This is a genomic window from Anaerobacillus sp. MEB173 (assembly GCF_052119505.1).
In the GTDB taxonomy this organism is placed as follows: Bacteria; Bacillota; Bacilli; order Bacillales; family JBJMAU01; genus JBJMAU01.
In genome coordinates, this window is sequence record NZ_JBJMAU010000001.1 from 599,418 (window position 1) to 617,785 (window position 18,368).

General features: G+C 35.4%; 20 protein-coding genes and 1 pseudogene. 7 read left to right on the forward strand and 14 right to left on the reverse strand.

Features of this window, described 5'->3' with window-relative positions; genetic code table 11:
- Window positions 1-22: 22 nt before the first annotated feature.
- Window positions 23-802 (reverse strand): creatininase family protein, encoded by a 780-nt coding sequence (locus ACJ2A9_RS02990; protein WP_441420113.1) that lies wholly within the window; start codon window positions 800-802, stop codon window positions 23-25.
- Window positions 803-962: 160 nt separating this feature from the next.
- The gene (locus ACJ2A9_RS02995; protein WP_441420114.1) at window positions 963-1,250 is read right to left on the reverse strand and encodes a 2Fe-2S iron-sulfur cluster-binding protein; all 288 of its coding nucleotides are present in this window, start codon (window positions 1,248-1,250) and stop codon (window positions 963-965) included.
- Between the two features lie 275 nt (window positions 1,251-1,525).
- Here ACJ2A9_RS02995 and ACJ2A9_RS03000 point away from each other — a divergent pair, with 275 nt between their 5' ends.
- A complete protein-coding gene (locus ACJ2A9_RS03000) occupies window positions 1,526-1,834 on the forward strand; it encodes a hypothetical protein (protein WP_441420115.1) in 309 nt (102 codons plus the stop codon).
- 124 nt (window positions 1,835-1,958) lie between these two features.
- Here the strand turns inward: ACJ2A9_RS03000 and ACJ2A9_RS03005 are convergent, their stop codons facing one another.
- The 5 genes from ACJ2A9_RS03005 to ACJ2A9_RS03025 form a co-directional block, all read right to left on the reverse strand.
- Window positions 1,959-2,429 (reverse strand): RidA family protein, encoded by a 471-nt coding sequence (locus ACJ2A9_RS03005; RefSeq protein ID WP_441420116.1) that lies wholly within the window; start codon window positions 2,427-2,429, stop codon window positions 1,959-1,961.
- A 27-nt stretch (window positions 2,430-2,456) separates the two neighbouring features.
- On the reverse strand, window positions 2,457-2,615 hold the full coding sequence (locus ACJ2A9_RS03010) for a hypothetical protein (protein WP_441420117.1): 159 nt from the start codon (window positions 2,613-2,615) through the stop codon (window positions 2,457-2,459).
- Between the two features lie 208 nt (window positions 2,616-2,823).
- Window positions 2,824-3,504: a GntR family transcriptional regulator gene (locus ACJ2A9_RS03015; RefSeq protein WP_441420391.1), complete on the reverse strand. Its 681-nt coding sequence runs from the start codon at window positions 3,502-3,504 to the stop codon at window positions 2,824-2,826.
- A gap of 137 nt (window positions 3,505-3,641) precedes the next feature.
- Complete coding sequence (locus tag ACJ2A9_RS03020; protein ID WP_441420118.1) at window positions 3,642-4,370, reverse strand: TenA family transcriptional regulator; 729 nt, start codon at window positions 4,368-4,370, stop codon at window positions 3,642-3,644.
- A 164-nt stretch (window positions 4,371-4,534) separates the two neighbouring features.
- Complete coding sequence (locus ACJ2A9_RS03025; RefSeq protein ID WP_441420119.1) at window positions 4,535-4,804, reverse strand: glutaredoxin family protein; 270 nt, start codon at window positions 4,802-4,804, stop codon at window positions 4,535-4,537.
- 252 nt (window positions 4,805-5,056) lie between these two features.
- On the opposite strand from ACJ2A9_RS03025, the gene ACJ2A9_RS03030 reads away from it, so the two are divergent.
- From ACJ2A9_RS03030 to ACJ2A9_RS03040, 3 genes are all read left to right on the forward strand, one after another.
- A complete protein-coding gene (locus tag ACJ2A9_RS03030; protein ID WP_441420120.1) occupies window positions 5,057-5,884 on the forward strand; it encodes a DUF4397 domain-containing protein in 828 nt (275 codons plus the stop codon).
- A 138-nt stretch (window positions 5,885-6,022) separates the two neighbouring features.
- Entirely contained in the window at window positions 6,023-7,549 is a 1,527-nt protein-coding gene (locus ACJ2A9_RS03035) for an ATP-binding protein (RefSeq protein ID WP_441420121.1), read from the forward strand.
- Between the two features lie 32 nt (window positions 7,550-7,581).
- A complete protein-coding gene (locus ACJ2A9_RS03040; protein ID WP_441420122.1) occupies window positions 7,582-7,749 on the forward strand; it encodes a hypothetical protein in 168 nt (55 codons plus the stop codon).
- A gap of 86 nt (window positions 7,750-7,835) precedes the next feature.
- On the opposite strand, the pseudogene ACJ2A9_RS03045 reads toward ACJ2A9_RS03040, so the two are convergent.
- Window positions 7,836-7,952: pseudogene (locus tag ACJ2A9_RS03045) on the reverse strand (ABC transporter); the annotation flags it as partial.
- 165 nt (window positions 7,953-8,117) lie between these two features.
- A complete protein-coding gene (locus ACJ2A9_RS03050) occupies window positions 8,118-8,468 on the reverse strand; it encodes a YckD family protein (RefSeq protein WP_441420123.1) in 351 nt (116 codons plus the stop codon).
- Between the two features lie 204 nt (window positions 8,469-8,672).
- Between ACJ2A9_RS03050 and ACJ2A9_RS03055 the strand changes: the two genes are divergently transcribed.
- Window positions 8,673-10,091 carry an alanine/glycine:cation symporter family protein gene (locus tag ACJ2A9_RS03055; protein WP_441420392.1) on the forward strand — a complete coding sequence of 473 codons (1,419 nt, stop codon included), beginning with the start codon at window positions 8,673-8,675 and terminating at the stop codon, window positions 10,089-10,091.
- A gap of 136 nt (window positions 10,092-10,227) precedes the next feature.
- On the opposite strand, the gene ACJ2A9_RS03060 is transcribed toward ACJ2A9_RS03055, so the two are convergent.
- Window positions 10,228-10,959: a hypothetical protein gene (locus tag ACJ2A9_RS03060; RefSeq protein WP_441420124.1), complete on the reverse strand. Its 732-nt coding sequence runs from the start codon at window positions 10,957-10,959 to the stop codon at window positions 10,228-10,230.
- Window positions 10,960-11,340: 381 nt separating this feature from the next.
- Here ACJ2A9_RS03060 and ACJ2A9_RS03065 point away from each other — a divergent pair, with 381 nt between their 5' ends.
- Window positions 11,341-12,972, forward strand: coding sequence for an FAD-dependent oxidoreductase (locus ACJ2A9_RS03065; RefSeq protein ID WP_441420125.1), 1,632 nt, complete (start codon window positions 11,341-11,343; stop codon window positions 12,970-12,972).
- Window positions 12,973-13,064: 92 nt separating this feature from the next.
- Here the strand turns inward: ACJ2A9_RS03065 and ACJ2A9_RS03070 are convergent, their stop codons facing one another.
- From ACJ2A9_RS03070 to ACJ2A9_RS03080, 3 genes are all read right to left on the reverse strand, one after another.
- A complete protein-coding gene (locus tag ACJ2A9_RS03070) occupies window positions 13,065-13,808 on the reverse strand; it encodes an SDR family NAD(P)-dependent oxidoreductase (protein ID WP_441420126.1) in 744 nt (247 codons plus the stop codon).
- Between the two features lie 195 nt (window positions 13,809-14,003).
- Window positions 14,004-14,525 (reverse strand): CBO0543 family protein, encoded by a 522-nt coding sequence (locus ACJ2A9_RS03075; RefSeq protein WP_441420127.1) that lies wholly within the window; start codon window positions 14,523-14,525, stop codon window positions 14,004-14,006.
- A 141-nt stretch (window positions 14,526-14,666) separates the two neighbouring features.
- A complete protein-coding gene (locus tag ACJ2A9_RS03080; RefSeq protein ID WP_441420128.1) occupies window positions 14,667-16,040 on the reverse strand; it encodes a YjiH family protein in 1,374 nt (457 codons plus the stop codon).
- A 381-nt stretch (window positions 16,041-16,421) separates the two neighbouring features.
- Between ACJ2A9_RS03080 and aroD the strand changes: the two genes are divergently transcribed.
- A complete protein-coding gene (aroD, locus tag ACJ2A9_RS03085; RefSeq protein WP_441420129.1) occupies window positions 16,422-17,201 on the forward strand; it encodes a type I 3-dehydroquinate dehydratase in 780 nt (259 codons plus the stop codon).
- A 49-nt stretch (window positions 17,202-17,250) separates the two neighbouring features.
- On the opposite strand, the gene ACJ2A9_RS03090 is transcribed toward aroD, so the two are convergent.
- Window positions 17,251-18,276, reverse strand: a complete 1,026-nt coding sequence (locus ACJ2A9_RS03090; RefSeq protein ID WP_441420130.1) for a TRAP transporter substrate-binding protein — start codon at window positions 18,274-18,276, stop codon at window positions 17,251-17,253.
- Window positions 18,277-18,368 lie beyond the last annotated feature (92 nt).

Here is an 18,368-nt window from a genome sequence, read left to right on the forward strand (position 1 = left end):
GCAATCATCATCTATCTACCTTTTAGATTGTTTGTGTTGCATGTTTGTCTGTTTCTTTTAGCAGCAATCTAATAGATTCAGATAATCGTAATAATGCTTCTTCAACTATTTCTTTCCCAATTTCTTCACTAGCTTTAGTTGCATCTCCAATACAGCCATTTCTCGTCATTTCTTCATAGGCATAATATCCTTGAATTGGATTTCCTGGTCTAAGCTGCTTCCATCTTCCTTCTTCTTGGATATCGCCTTTTGTAATTTGATCTGGTCTTACTAGATGTGGAGCTAAGTATAGTGCTTCTGAAACTTCTCTCTCACAGCTATGACCAAACAATGTAGACTCAATATGAGTGCTCATTGCCTCCTTTGCGGAAGCTGTTGTTTTAGCAAAGTAAACTTCGACTTCCAACTCTCGTGATAACGTTGTGCTTGCTAAATTTAAAGTTGATTGATTTCCACCATGTGAATTTAGTAATAAAAATTTTGTAATTCCATGATGTTTAAGTGATTCAATCATATCCTTAAGAATTGCAATCAAAGTGGAAGGTTGTAGAGAAATGGTCCCTGGAAAATTGAGATGGTGCGGTGAGACTCCCATATTGATTGTTGGAGTAACAATCGCCTCTGGAAATAATCTTTCCGCTAATTTGTTGGACATTTCTGTAGCCAGTACAGCATCACAGCTTTCAACCATGTGTGGCCCGTGCTGTTCATGGGCACCTACTGGAATAATTGCAATTTTGACTGTTTTTAAAGCTTGTTCTACTTCCTTCCAAGTCATTTCTGTTAATAGATATGCATTCATTTGGTAACCTCCCTTCTATTAATATAATTTTATTTTTTATCGGAAAAATATGATTGCGCTTACATTAGTGTTTTATAAATAATCCTTTTAACTAATACTTCTCTAATATACTATTCTCGATTCAGAGGTATATTGTATACCATAAATGGTATAAAAAAAATTACTCTTGCATTAGTTCAATATCTTCTGTAATCTCCAATTGACACGTTAGACGGTAACCTTGTTGCAATTTTTCTTCACCAAGCATTTTTTCTTCTTTCCAGTTCGGCGGTGGTAAATGCTCTGCACCACTTATAATCTTAGAAGTACATTTTGTACACTTCCCCATTCCACAACCATATTTAATTTCTGGAAATGTTTTAATTCCTGCCAACACTACTAAATTGGCATTTTTTGCTACTTCTCTTTCAATCAACTTTTCATCCCTATGAAATTTTACTTTTGGCATACGATCACCTCTTCTGATTTGTTTTTACTATCTTCGTGTTGTAAACATTATAAAATGATTCTAAAGTAAAAATCAACTAAATTCGTTAAATTTTCTAACAATTTTTAAAATTTTAAATTACCTATTGAAATCGCTTTCTATTTTCGGTACACTTTAGTATATGGTATACAAAATACAAAAGGGGCTGATAGAGGACTTACTTATGCAATTGATAAAAATGGAAAGTGATTCAATTTAATTGTTCATTAAAAATTCTATTAAGGAGTGACTATTCAATGGCAAACTATATTATTTTAACAAATAAAGAGGATTATCAAACAGATCTTAACAATAAAGGGTTACAACAAATTGAAACATATAACTACCTGTTCTTTGGTAAATTAAAAGCAAAGTATACAATTTGCAAAGTGATCGATGATTCAATTAAAATTCAATTAATTGAAGAAAAAGACGGCGTTAGCTATATTAACGACATCCCTGTTAAATTCTTTGAGCCATATGAAAATATTGAGCAAGCACAAGACGAACTAAAGGAGTTATCTGGACCAGATAATGACGATTCAAAACTAGAGTTAGTTGTTTAATACAAAAATCCCGCGCTCTTCATGAGTTGCGGGATTTTTGTATTGAAAGAAGGATAGAAGTTTTGAAAGTTGAAGAAAGGACGTCGTAGCTTTGCTACAACGCCCTTACAGTCTAAACTCTAATCTACTCACTTAATTCCACAACTAAATCAGCCTCTACAGCCGCGCCTCCTGGTAATGCTGCTACACCGACGGCACAGCGTGCATGCTTACCACGTTCTCCAAATAGTTCAATTAATAGATCGGACGCACCATTAACAACTTTTGGAACATCCTCAAAGTCTGGTGTACAGCTCACATAACCGACCATTTTAATGATATTACGGACTTTATTCAAGTCTCCTACTTCCGATTTAATGACGGCTAAATGATTTAATGCACAAATTTTTGCAGCATCATATCCTTCTTCTAGCGTAAGTGTACCGCCTAGTTGGCCTTTGTATTGAACTTCTCCCCCCCATTTACATGTAATACCGCTAATGTACAATATATTACCAACACGCTTTGCTGACAAATAATTGCCTGATTGTTTTGGTAGTACGGGAATATTTAACGATAACTGCTCTGCTTTTTTTTCAATATCTTCAACGATCATAGTTTGTTCCTCCATTTATATGTTTTCTTATGCTAATGATTTATTTGTATACGTAATGTAATAAAGCTCATAGACTGCCTTTTGCTTACAAAATAAACAGGTCGTTTGAAACGTTGTCTCTCTAACATGTGGTACACGTAATGATTCGACTCCTTTTTTTACATGTGTTTGACATACCCAAATCATGCTCATCTTCCCTTCATAACGGATTTTTGAATTTTAAGCTATTAGCACATGTATAAATATCGGACAGTTGTTTATGGTATACAATATACCATAAACAACTGTAGTAATCAATGAATTTTCGAAAAATTACGAAATAAAAAAGTAAGGCAAGCAATTACACTTTCCTTACTTTCTCTTAATTATTTATCATTTTTTTCCTTTCAGTCATTTATTTTTTTTTACTCTTTTGACTATTTTTAATTGCCTCTATATACGCTTTCTTCGAGTTTTCGATATGAATTTTCGTTATATACTCCGCCATTTCTACTTCCTGGTTTCTAACTGCTTTAAGGGCATCTAAATGCTCCTTCATCGACTCTTCCATTCTTCCTTCCATTTTATGACCAATGTTTGCAAATGCACGAATATAATCCATAAGATCTGTTAACATTTCATATAATTTCGGACTCTTGGCAGCTTTATATAATACTTGACTGATTTCAAAGTGCAGCATTGATGTATCGTATCCGGATTTCCCTTCAATTACGCGCTCAATCTTGTCAATTAATTGATCAAATTGCTCCCTCGTATGATCATCCATTTTCTGTGCGGCTAGCTTTACTGCTAGCACTTCCAAAGAAGACAAAATCGTAAAAACCTCAATAATATCCTCAGTTGAAATTTTTGAAACAACAACACCTTTACGGGGAACAGTTTTTACAAAGCCTTGAGATTCTAAACGAAATAGCGCTTCTCTAATTGGAGTACGGCTAATATTCAGTTTCTCCGCCAATTCCCGTTCCACTAAACGGTCACCAGCTTTAAACTCCCCTTCTAAAATTAAATTTTTTAAATAAATATATGCCCGTTCACGAATCGATAATATTTCTTCCTCTGCCCACGATTTCATATTTAACATCGTCCTTCCACATATTGTATATGTTATATTTAGTATACAATATTTTTTCATTTCTTGCCATGTTCAGCCTAGCCTAAAATAGAAAAGAGCAACTAAAAAGATAGCTGCTCTTATAGATATTTTCTAAATTATACTGTTGTTTCAACAGACTTTTCTAAGTCTTCTTTTAAATATGCTTGATATAATCCATCCATGTACATACGACGCATATCTGCACCAGTACGAACGATTTCTAAGCAACGTTGTTGTAATTCAGGAGTGTTTGCATATTCTAGTACGATTTTGTAACCGCGCTCTCCGTGGATTTCATCAGATACGATGTGTAGGTCGAAGAATTCAACTTCCTCATCTGTAAATCCATAGCTTTCACGAAGAATTGGTGTTTGTTTACGATAGATTGCTGGAACTTGAGACTCAAGACCAACAATTAGTGCTGCTGTTGCAACAACGAAGTTTTCACGCATTGCTACTGCATAACACCAGCTTTGAAGTCCAAGTGTTGTTGGTAACATATTCTTTGGATCTTCAATGCGCTCTTTTGTTGTTCCACATGTTTCAGCAAAACGAATTAATAAGTCTGTGTGACGATCTGCTGCTAACTCTTCTTCGTACATGTTTTGTAGAATGAAGTCCTTTGCATCTGTATATTGCTCAGGAGTTTTTGCGTACATATATGCTAAGTAGTCTGCGAATGGTCCTACATAGTGATAGTGGTTTTCTGCCCATCTAGCAAAGTGCTTTCTTTCTAACTTCCCAGTCGCCCATGCTACTGTAAATGGTGCCGCCTCACTGTGATTCCCTTTAATTGCTTCTTCTAACGCTTTACGAAATTCCTCACGAGATAATAATTCTGCCATAATTCTTCTCCTCCTTAGTTTCCAGTTCATTTTTAATTTAAGTATTTTTTGTAACCTTATTTTTATTGGTATTTTGTATTTGGTATACCAAATGTTCTTGAGTTAATCTTACTTTATCTTGGTGTTGATGTCAACAAGTTTTAAAGAATTTTCTGAATATATTTTTATAATTGTTTTATTTTTTCTCCAAGTAACTCTTTTAACGCATTCCAATTCTCTTCTGACCATTGTCCAGCACCAACAACTGCTTGATCTCCTACTTCTACTACTGGTGCTTTTCTAACACCATATTTTTCTTCAATAATATCTCGTAATGAGTCATCTTTTTTCATATCTTTGTTCTCATAGGCAATATTGTTTTGAGCAAAAAAATCTTTTAAATCAGTGCATAATTGACAAGTAAACGAACTCCATAAAACCACTTTCTTTTCCATAACAAGTCACTCCCTATGTAATATTTAAGGTATATTGTATACCATACACTAAATTAACAGAATTTTCAATACAATATTACCCTTTTAAACTTACAAATGTGTATTTTGCTCTATTAAATCTATTTTATGTTAAAAAATTGTAAACAGCTTAACTAAAATGCAAAAAGAATGTATTTTAATCGGACAATATCCCAAAATTCCCTTTTCCACATACGTTAATGTTGATTGAAAATTATTGAAAGGGGAAAACAGATGTATCATTATTTTCCAAATACAGCTAAAATAATGCAAGACTGTGCCACATATGATCTCCTTGCCAATTATTTTAAGTATATTGACCCTGCAAAGCATATCCACTATTATCAGCTGCACTTTATGTGTATACAGCAAATGGTCCATGCACAACAAATGCAGTACACAGTAAATCCGTATCACATGTCGCAACCCCACCACATTTATCAACCAAAGCCAGTAAGATATCAAAGAGAACAAAGACAACAAGGTCCAGCAAAAGTAAGAGTGTTTCATACCTCTCCAGATGCTCCAGCGGTTGATGTGTATATTAATGACAAAGAAACACCCATACACAACATGCCCTACTACCAAATTAGTGGTTATTTAGAACTGCCGGCAGGATCACATGAAATCACTATTTATCCTGCAGGACAAAAGAATCAGCCAGTCTTAACCGAATCTGTCACCGTTGAGTCAGGTGTCAGTTATACAATTTCTGCAGCAGGACGATTAAGTGATATTCAGCTTGTTATTGCGATTGATCAAGAAGATGTACCAGCAAATCAAGCACTTCTTCGTTTCTGGCACCTATCTCCTAATGCGCCTGATGTTGATATCGTCCAGAATGATGAAGTTTTATTTGAAGGTGTTTCGTTTCAAGAAGCTACGAACTACTTAGAACTATCTCCAATGACAACGACAATCGAAATCCGACGTGCTGGTACAGATGATGTTGTTATGACACTTCGAAACCTTACTCTTACAAGGAATGAAGCATACACGATCGTTGCAATGGGACTTGTAGATGGTACGCCAAAATTTGAAGCAACGATTATTCAACCATAATGATTTTCCCCCCACGTTCATTTACAAATGTTCGTGGGTTTTCTTTGCTTTTTTAAAAATTAGTGTTATAGATTATAGATATAAATAATGTTTAGATGGTAGAATGATTAGAAATATAGTAATAAGGAGATTAGTAAGGTGAAATTAAAACAATTAAAACTAAAACCTTTATTCAATAAAAGAAATATACTGTTTTTTCTTCTCATTACTATCATCCCGTCATTTATGATTAGCTATTCAATAACAGAACAAAGAATGGAGAAAGTAGAAGCTCAAAATATCGATAACGCCCAAAAGTATGCTACTCTTCATGCCAACCATATCGATGCCTTTATTAGTGAAACTAGTGGTCGATTAGAAATGCTAGCAACGGTATTACAATTTCAACAAAAGGATCTAAAAACGATAGAAGAAATAATAGTAAAAACACAAAAAACAGATGAGCGTTTTTCAGGTTTTTATTGGGCCAGCCTGAATGGAGATCTTCTGGTTGGATCAAATGGAACTCTTCCGCCAACAAATGTTTTGGATCGCGATTACTTTCAACAAGCTCTTGCAAAAAAACAAACAATCATATCCGAACCACATATTGGTCGAGTTACTGGTCGGTATATTATTACAATCGCCACTCCTGTTACAAATCAAAACGACCGCATAGAAGGTGTCTTACTCTCAAGTATAAGACTAGATAAACTTGAAGAGGTAATTGAGGAATATGTAACGAATGAAGTTGTTGAAGTTACTGATCATAATGGTCAAACATTGCTCCAATCGGGGGTGGCTCCGCTTGAAAACAACCATTACAATATTCAGGTGAAGACTGAAAGGGTACCTTGGACAATTACAGTAACCATTTTGTCAACTGATGATCCTTTATATTTTAATATTTTTATTCAAAGCTTTATCATTTTATTTATTATTACTACTATCATCTACCTATTAATTTACTATTATCGATTACAAGAAAAGCTTAAAATTGAAAATGAACAAAATGAGCTGCAAAAACTGCAATTAGTAGAAAATTTAGCAGCAAGTACTGCTCATGAAATTAGAAACCCTTTAACAGGGATAAAAGGACTAATTCAACTACTAAATGAAAAACATACAGACGATAAAGATCAATTCTATTTCAATGTAATCCAAGAAGAAGTAAATCGTATTAATGGTATCGTAACCGAATTATTAATTCTTGGAAAACCTACAGCCTACACATTAAATACGTATGATGCTAACGATATTATTAAAGAAATTACACCACTTATCCAATCGGAAGCCCATTTTAAAAATGTACAGTTGACATTAAATCATTCTGACAATGCATTACCGATCTCTTGTGTAAAAGATCATGTAAAGCAAGTTATTCTTAATTTAGTAAAAAACTCGATTGAAGCAATGGAGAGCCCTGATAACAGATTAACGATAAGTCTTGAAAATGATCATAAATACTGTATCATTACTGTAAAAGATAATGGTATTGGTATGTCCCAAAAGACACTAAGCCAAATATTTCACCCTTTTTTCACAACAAAAACGTATGGTACTGGGTTAGGAATGGCTGTATGTCAACGGATTATTCAAATGTATGGTGGAAAGATAACAGTACATAGTGAACTTCAAAAAGGGACTGAAGTGATAATCGCCATACCACTGCAAAAAGAACAATAATTCACACATCTAATTTTCAAGGAGAATATTACATGATTTTAGTCATCCTCGCGTTAATTTGTTGGACAATTGCCGCCGTAGCAACAACAATCGGTTTTTTTATGGCACTAAAAAATAAACGGAAAGCCGCTATTATTTCATTTTCAATCGGTGTTATCGCCATCCTTAGCTGGATCTTTGGTACATTATTTTATATTTAAGTACATACAAAGATCTGCTTTTATAAAACAAAAAAAGTATCAACCATATAAACAATATAGTCGATACTTTTTTTGTGCATATTCAATTAGTTCATCGCTTCATCAATTGATTTAGCCATTTCTGATACAGAAACAAGTCCTGCACCTGAAATATACCAGTAGTTTGGATCTAAGTAAATAATGTTACCATTCGATGTCCAATTGATTCAGCAAGAACATATTTGCGATAATCCATCATTTTTCCCCTATTCACTCTTAATATTATGATCGTACAATAAGAGTACTTCATATTCAATACTAAGAAAAAGGTACAGGTACAAAAAAGAACGCCTCTATCACAGCGCTCTTTCATTATGCATTATTTTGTTCTACTCCCCGCGATCTTCATCATTTTTACAGTGACACTTTTTCTTATGATGGTCCCATCTCGGAATATAGCCGCTTTCTTTTAACTTCTCATGATGTTTCTCAAATTTAGAAATGATCTTATCCCCTTTTTCTTTTGTGAACACACCATATTCAACATACTTGTTTATAACTTCTTTCTTTTGCTCAAACAGGCTTTTGTGCAACTCTGACAATTCTTGTTTTTGTTCCTCTGTTAACGTTACTTCATTTACTTCTTGATGTTCGATGCTTTCCTCTTCAGCAAACGCTGGATTGATCATACCGACACAAAGAAGCGCTGCGGCCGTTAAACCGATACACCACTTTTTCATGACGATCACCCCCTTCAAATCAATGTCCTCAATTATTCTTTGTTTCGATTTCTATTTTTATCCAAAAAAAGTTAAGTTAATATTTTGTTTATGATTGTATATTCCTACCTACAGTAATGGAACATTAAGAATACTGGAACTATGGATGAACTAAAACAACAAGTATGTTTATTGACTTATTCTAGAAAAGAGGTGGATCATTTGATCGGTATTATTGAAGCAATTACTGCTTGGGGTAATGATCTTTTATGGACCTATATCTTAATTGCACTCCTCATTATTTTAGGAATTTTCTTTACAATCCGAATGGGCTTTGTTCAATTCAGGTTCTTTGGTGAAATGTTTCGTATTATTGGAGAAAAAGACACGGTATCTACTGAAGGGCGAGGAATCTCTTCATTTCAAGCATTCACAATAAGTACCGCTTCACGTGTTGGTACCGGTAATTTAGCTGGTGTAGCAATTGCCATTGCCGTTGGAGGCCCTGGGGCTATTTTTTGGATGTGGATTATCGCTCTCATTGGTATGGCAACGAGTTTTGTCGAAAGCACATTAGCTCAAATTTATAAAGTGAAAGATGAAGAGGATGGTTTTCGTGGTGGTCCAGCGTATTACATTGAAAAAGCCCTTGGACTGCGTTGGCTAGGTATTGTTTTTGCCATCCTGATCACTTTGTGCTTTGGTCTCATTTTTAATTCCGTACAAAGTAATACAATAGCTCTAAGCTTTGAAAATGCCTTTGGAATGGACCGTGGCGTGTTAGGTATTATTTTGGCAGTGGTTACAGCGATCATTATTTTCGGAGGGGTAAAGCGAATTGCTAATGTTACACAAGTCATTGTACCAGTGATGGCAATTATATATATTGGTGTTGCGCTGATTATTATGATTATGAACATTACGCAAATCCCATCAATCATAGGATTAATTGTATCAAGTGCATTTGGTTTAAACGAAGTGGTCGGTGGCGGAATGGGGGCTGCGATTATGCAAGGGGTACGTCGCGGGTTATTTTCCAACGAAGCCGGAATGGGAAGTGTCCCCAATGCCGCTGCTACCGCAAATGTTAGTCACCCTGCAAAGCAAGGGTTTGTACAATCGTTAGGTGTCTTTGTGGATACAATGATCATTTGTTCTGCTACTGCCTTTATGATTTTATTAACGGATGTTTATACAGTTGAAGGATTAAGTGGGATTGAATTGACTCAGGCTGCATTAAGCGCCCATATTGGTGATTGGGCAACGACCTTTGTCGCGATTGCCATTTTATTATTTGCCTTTAGCTCAATTATTGGTAACTATTACTACGGAGAGACAAATATCGAATTTATTCAAACGAGTAAAGCATGGTTATTTATATACCGAATCGCAGTCCTGGCTATGGTAATCTTTGGTTCAATGGCAGGCTTAGGCCTTGTCTGGGATTTAGCCGATTTATTTATGGGCATGATGGCAGTCATTAACTTGATCGTCATCTTCATTATCGGAAAATATGCATACGCAGCCCTTAACGATTATCATGAACAAAGAAAGGCAAACAAAGATCCCCTTTTCTATCGTGACAGTATCGAAGGACTTACCCATGCAGAAAGCTGGGGCCTTAAGGGGGAAAAAGAAAGATAGTGGTGTCAAGATAGTGGTGTCTGTCACCCGCCGTGGACATTTTATTACTTTGTCCACGGTGGGTGACTATTCTATATTACAAAATAAAAAGACTAAGCGTTTCTAACACTTAGTCATGGTTTATTACCGTTTTTTTTTAGTCGTCATTATCGTCGTCGTTATCGTCATCGTCGTCGTCGTTCTGTCCCTTATTTTTAAATTGATAATCAGATCCACTTGCTTCAACTTTAATTTCAATTTCAACCTGAGAAATGTCAACATTATATTGACTCAGTAAATTTTCAACTGCAGCCTGAATGTCTTTCGCCGATTCAATAGAGACAGCTGAGTACATTTCATTGATAAACTGTTCCGCTTTTTCGTCTTTTAATTTCATTTCTTTTTTATTTGTTTTTATTTTTACTTCTGATTTTACCTTTTTCTTTTTACGTTCTTGTTTAATTTCAATTTCAATGTCGTCATTTTCAATTTCGATTTCAAGTTTATCAACTTGTTGTAAATAGTTACCCGGTTTTATATTGTTTATATTGTCTGTAGGCTGATTGGACAACAAATCATTTGAATTAGAATGAGTCAACTGATTACTTTCATCATTTCTATTATTTTGATCGTTTTCTGCTACTACTTGTACATCATCTTTTACCAATGATTGTGGAGTTGTCAGTGCGACTGCTTCACCAACAATAATCTCATCTGCAAGACTCACTTTATGGTCATTTTGGCTTAGTTGGTTATTATCGTTAACTGCAATTGGTTCTCCTGCTTCTATTTGTAGTCCATCTGGAAGATTAGCAGCAAATGTCAAATAGCCGACTGATAAAATGATTGTAAAGACCGCACCTATGACCATATATCCAAATTTACTCATTAAATAGCTCCTTTATAATAGAATCATTCCCTATTATACAAGAAGATGATGAGTGGGAAAGTGCAATTAAACCTAGACTGTTGGTCACCACTCGTACAAAATTTTTAAAATATCCACAATAAATGACTATTTTACTATAGTTTTACTCGTCCATTTGTATACTTCAGCAATCAGCTGATGGTAACCTTACTGGAATATGTTTGCCGCGTCTTTTTTTCGTATTTGATTACTCATTTAATCATGAAAAAATCTCGAACAAAAATCATAATAGATTTTTTTCTTTGTAATTATTTTAAGTATTATTCACAAAACTGTTGAAAATTTGCCACAAACTAGTTATAATTCAAACTGACCAGGGTCATTTTTTAAGGGGAGTTTATCTTGAAAAAGAATAAAAAAGTAGTTACAAAAGAAAAGATTATTAGTTCTGCTATTCTTCTATTTAAAGAAAAAGGTTTTGAACAAACGACTGTAAAAGAAATCACGGACCTTTCCGAGGTTGCAAAAGGGACATTTTTTAATTATTTTCCAACGAAAGACTCAATTCTTGAATCACTAGCTGAAGAGCGTCTTGAACTCGCACTACTACATATTCAACAAATTTCGCACCTTACATTCATCCAGCAAATTAAAAATTATCTAAACTTTTTACTTCAAGATTATGAACAAAACCAAGAACTAACAGTAAAAATTTGGACACATGCAATTCAATCAGAATCAGCTTTACTTGACCAATGGAAATTTCTTTTGTTACGCGCAGTAAAAAAAGAGGAAATTAATCATACTATATGTACTGAACAGTGGAGTCATATTCTAAATAGCCTTCTTCATTATGGTCTTGTTAAGTTTTCACATCCAACGTCCAAAAATCAATTGTTACAACAAATCATGCAATTAATCCTTCCTTGTTTAGAAGGAATTATCGAAAATAGAGGAAGTGTTCATATGGAAAAATTAGTCATCCTTGGCGGTGGTTATGGTGGAATGCGAATTCTGCAGCGCCTGTTAACGAATGATTTACCTAAAAATATTGAAATCACATTAATTGACAAAATGCCTTATCATTGTTTAAAAACAGAATTTTATGCATTAGCAGCTGGTACTGAGTCCGATCAACATTTACGTGTAAGTTACCCTAAAGATCCTCGTTTACACGTGAAATTTGCCACGGTTTCGTCTGTTGATATTGATACAAAACTCGTACATCTCGAAAATGACGAGCCAATTGCGTATGACAACTTAATTATTGGATTGGGTTGTGAAGACAAGTACCATAATGTGCCAGGCGCACCAGAACACACATTAAGTATTCAAAGTATGGAGGCAACGAGACGTACTTTTGAAGTGATTAGTAATCTGCGTCCAAATGCAGCTGTTTCAATTGTCGGAGCAGGTCTAAGTGGTGTTGAGCTTGCCAGTGAGCTACGCGAAAGTCGCCCTGATTTAACAATTAGATTATTTGATCGCGGTGAAATTATTCTATCGATGTTCCCGAAACGTCTAAGTAACTATGTCCACAAATGGTTTATTGAAAACAATGTTGATGTCATTAATAAATCTAACATTACGAAAGTTGAGGAAAATATCCTCTATAACCATGATGAACCAATTGAAAATGATGCGATCATCTGGACTGCAGGTATTCAACCTAACAAAGTTGTCCGTGATCTAGATGTTGAAAAAGATGACATTGGACGAGTACGTGTAACAAATCATCATCACCTTCCGAATAATGAAAATGTCTTTGTCGTAGGAGACTGTGCAAGTTACCCACACGCACCAAGTGCTCAGCTTGCTGAAGGACAAGGTGAACAAATCGTAACGATACTCAAAAAGCGTTGGAATGGTGAACCACTTCCTGAAACGATGCCAAATATAAAACTAAAAGGTGTCCTCGGTTCACTAGGCAAAAAACACGGCTTTGGTATGATGGGCGAACGTGCGTTAATCGGGCGCGTACCACGTGTATTAAAGACTGGTGTGCTCTGGATGTACAAATATCATACGGGCTGATAAAAAGCAGTCAATTAAAGAGAAAACACTGTTCGTGTATAGAAAATTGCACGAACAGTGTTTTTGTATGGAAACAGCGAGATAAATAACTATTATTGCGCAGTATATCCTCCATCAACAAGCAGGTTTGCTCCTGTAACAAAACTGGCATCATCTGATGCAAGGAAAATGACTGCTTTTGCAACCTCTTCAGCCCTTCCCAACCTTCCAATTGGGTGAAGCGAAATCAAGTGATTTTTCATCTCATCATCAAGCTGATTTAAAAGCGGCGTTTCGATATATCCAGGACAAACAGCATTAACACGAATATTCTCCTTTGCATATTCTACTGCTAACGCTCTAGTCAAATTGACAACCCCACCTTTTGACGCTGTATATGGTGCAGTTTGCGCTTGGCCTACATGACCTAAAATTGATGCTGTATTAATGATGCTTCCACCACCGTTTTTTTGCATTGCTGCTATAGCGTGCTTGGCAGCTAAAAAGACACCGTCTAAATTGACCGCAATGACTTTTCGCCATTCCTCATACGGCAGTTCTGCAGACGGGCTTAAAGAACCAATCCCAGCATTATTAAATAAAATATCTACTTTCCCAAATATAGATAAAGCCTCATTTATCATATGTTGAACTTCAGTTTCGTTTGTTACATCAACATGAACATAGGTGGCTACTTTATTTGCTTGATTTAGCTCATGTGCTAATTGAGTACCAAGCTCATCACTCATATCGGCTATAACGACTTTTGCCCCTTCTTCTACCATCAAGCGTGCTGTACTTTCCCCAATTCCACTTGCCCCTCCTGTAATTACTGCTACTTTTCCTGCTAACTTCATCGAAACTCCTCCTCTCAAGGATGCGAAACTTTTCTCGATTACATTTGGAACTAAATAAAGGATACTTTCCCCTTACCTTTATTATAAAAAATAATAACGAAGAAAAACATTCCATTTCAACCATCGACATACAATGTTCATATTAAAAAGACACCGCTCTTTCATATACGGTGTCCAAGACGACATGTATTATAATTAACCCCCTCTTAATTCAACAGGAACGTGAACTGGTACTTTGAACCACCAAAGTACAGCAACAGCGACAATCCCCGATAAAAAATATGTAAGTAACGGTCTGCTTTCATGCAAGCGTAATAGTGGAAACATGATCACGTCAAAAGCAGCTGACCAACCTAAATTCCACCCGTACTGATACTCTATACTACCTGTGAAAACAAAAACAGTTTCCCAAGCCACATAAATCATGATCCACTTCAATACCCGTTTTAATTTCCCTTTCCAATCAGTTGGAAAATTACCTAAAAATAAAATGACTGTAGCCGGAAAAACTATAAATGTATACAGCATTTCCGTTAAAGAGTGATTCGAAATAAAGTCAGCATCAAGTCGCCATAAAAAAAAACCGGCAGTTAAAAAATTGTATAAAAGATTACCGAGCGCAACAAATAAAATCGTCGTATGATACTTTTTCCAATTCCGCCAATCTCCCCATATCCAAACGACAATAACAATAATTAACGCTGTAGCTACATGCATTTTTTTACCTCAATTATTATTTTTTCTTCTTATTTATATATTTTACTATTAGTGCTGGAAATATAATAAAAAAGGGTGACTGACACCGCTCATAGACACTATTTAAAAAATGTCCACGCGCGGTGTCAGTCACCCTTTATCTTAAAAAATTAGATGAGCCATTAAGACGACAATTGGCAATGTAATTAATGTTCTTTCGATAAAAATAATGACTAAGTCAGTAAATGAGACAGGCAATTTAGATGCCAACAGCAAACCACCGACTTCTGACATATAAATCAGCTGTGTTACCGAAACGCAGGCAATGACAAATCGAGTAAACTCACTTTCAATCCCGCTTCCGATTACCGCTGGTAAAAACATATCAGCAAAACCGATCACCATTGTTTGAGCAGCCGCTGCAGCTTCTGGAACTTGTAATACATTTAATAATGGAATAAATGGCATTCCTAAAATCTCAAAAATTGGCGTATGTTCAGCAATGACAAGGGCAAAGGTTCCTAAAGCCATGACAACAGGAATGACACCAAACCACATATCAAGCACATTTTTGACGCCGCTTGTTGCAGTACTAGTAAATCCATTGTTCATCTTCGCCCGTTCAAGTGCTTTTTCCACTCCAAATTTAAATACTGATACACCTTTTAAATCTTGATCATCAATTCGTTGTTTATTGTCTACAAAATATGTGTCTGCTTTTCGTGATAACGGTGGAATACGCGGACAAACAACAGCAGCAACGAAACCAGCAAGTGCAATTGTAAAGTAATATGGAATAAATAAATGCTCCAAACCCATATAAGCAAGAATTACAATACTGAATGTAATGGATACCACCGAGAAGGTTGTTCCAATAACAGCAGCCTCCCGCTTCGTATAGTAACCTTCCTCATATTGCTTATTCGTTAATAGGACACCGATTGTTCCATCTCCCATCCAAGATGCCAAGCAATCAATCGATGAGCGGCCTGGTAATGTGAATACCGGTCTCATAATTTTATTTAGCAGAATTCCAAACAACTCCAACAATCCAAAATTTAATAATAATGGCAAGAAAAAGCCCGCAAATAAAAAAACTGAAAATAAGATAGGAATCAAATCATAAAGTAATAATCCTCCAGTATCCCCTGACCATATCCATTCAGGTCCAAATTCAAACAATGTCATGGCTGCAAATATAAAACCAATCACTCGTACGTATAACCATACAGGTTGAACGTAAAACAATGCTTTTAGGAAATGATGACACAAGATGTTCTCAGGTTTAAACCACGTTACCCATAGCGTCATGGTTGCAACTAGAAATAAAATCCCAGTCATTAGCCCTGGCAATACACTATAGGTTATTGCTTCTACTTGTTTTGCCAAAAAAGCAACAGGAATCGTAATTTCCCCTTTATAATTCAATGGTATCATAAACAAGAAAACACCTATTAATGAAGGAATAATAAATCGTAAATAATCCGAGAGTACATAGGGTTTTCTCTTTTCTTTTTCTCTATATTGTAATGACATATTTCTTATTTCTCCCCTTATAAAAAATTCGCTGAAAATGTAAATATAAATAACCCCAACAAATTAATTATTATAATATAAAATGTATTTTAATGCTATAACAAATAGTAACAATAATCGACAAAAACATAACTCTTTGGTCCCCTGATCTTATATGTCACTTATTTTTTCAACAAATGCCGTTTATATCAGATCTGCTGCTGAATTTACTCTGCTGAGTGGGACGTCGATTGTTTGTATTTATTCTTGCTATTTTTACATTTTTTGATAAACTTTATATAATAGCCAGAAAACACAGAATATTAAAGATGAGTAGACTCCTTTCTAACTATATATGAATAGGAATACATCAACTTTTCTTTACTTGAATTAGGAGGCACTATGGAAACGAAGCTATTTGACGACAAGAAACTACCTTATATTTGTACCCCTTTAACCGGGAAAACGACAGACGAACTTTTTACTGAACTTCCTGCAATTCTTTCAAAAAATCCAGATATGATTGAATGGCGTGTCGACTTTTACGAAGACATTAATAATACTGAAAAAGTATTGTCTACATTAGAAATTATTTATAAAGAATGTAAAGGAATTCCCCTCCTATTTACAATCCGTTCAGAACAAGAAGGCGGTCAACCCATTCCTCTAGATGAAGATAGTCGAGTTCATTTATTGACAGAAGTATGTAAAACAAACAGTGTAGATATCGTAGACTTTGAGATTTCTAATCAGGTAGGGAATATCAAACAAGTCCGTGATGTTTCACTTGCACACAATAAGAAACTCATTCTTTCTCATCATAATTTTGAATGTACACCTGAAAAAGCAGAGATCTTAAAACGCTTATTCAATATGGAGTTTATGGGTGCTGATGCTGCCAAAGTAGCAGTTATGCCTAAAAGTGAAGATGATGTATTAACACTATTGGAAGTAACAAAAGAAGCAAAAGAAACGATTAACATTCCAATTATAACAATTTCTATGGGTGACCTTGGTATGATGAGTAGAATGCTTGGCTGGTATTATGGTTCTGCCTTAACATTTGCCGTCGGAAACAACAGCTCTGCCCCCGGTCAAATTCCAATTGAGACACTGCAAAGTTTAATTCGTATGCTAAAAGACCCGTTAGGTTCAAGAAATTTAGTTACGAAAGAAAAATAGCTGCAATAAAGCACGAGTCCATGAACTCGTGCTTTTCGTTATCTATGTACTATTTTTGAATTGCTTCTAATAACTCATTCACAAAATTTTCACCAATTCTCGGTGCATACTTTTCATAAATTGGCTGTACTCTTTCAAACAACTTATTTGCTTCTTCCTTCGATAGCTCTGTAATTGTCATCCCTGCCTCTTCTAAAAACACAAACGCTTCATCATTTTCCTGTTGGTTTAATTGGCGCTGGTAATCTCTTGCCTCATCAGCAGCATTCCGAATGATTTCTTGCTCTTCTTCTGAAAGGCTATTCCAAAATGGTTGACTAATCATGAAGACACTCGCATTATAAATGTGGTTTGTTTTTGTTAAATAACCTTGTACTTCATAAATGTTCGTTGTTGTGACATTTCCAACTGGGTTTTCCTGTCCATCAACAACTCCTTGCTGAAGTCCAGCAAATAATTCCGTAAAGGCCATTGGCGTCGGATTAGCCCCTAATTCTCGCCACATATCAATATGAAGATTGTTTTCTACCGTTCTAATCTTCAAACCTTTAATATCATCAACAGTTTTCACTTCTCTAATATTATTCGTCAGATGTCGAAAACCATTTTCCCAATAATTTAAACCGATTACACCTTGACCATGTAAATCATCTAACAGCTCTGTTCCTATTGGACCATCCAATACTTCATAAGCACTTTCCTCATCAGGAAACAAGAAAGGGAGATCAAATACACTAAACCGTTCTGCAAACTGTGCAACGGGACCGGTTGAGATCGTAGTCCCTTCAATCGATCCTAATTGTAAGCCTTCAAAAACTTCACGGTCACCACCTAACACCCCGTTTGGATATACTTCTACTTTTACTATTCCGTTCGTGCTTTCTTCCACAATTTCAGCAAACCTATACAAACCTTTCGTCAATGACCTTTCCTCTGGAGTGGCTACTGCTATTTTTAATAGCTTAACCTCTGCATTATCACCACCAGTTCCACCTTCTGTTGGTTCAGTCTCCTGCCCGCCACATCCGCTTAAAACGACCAAAACGAATATTGTAAAAATAATAAATTGCTTCATTCACTACTTCCCCCACTAGATCTTAGTTTATAATTAACATTTTTTAAATTCCCCTGTTCGATACTACTTATCCTTAATAAAAAAAGATGCCT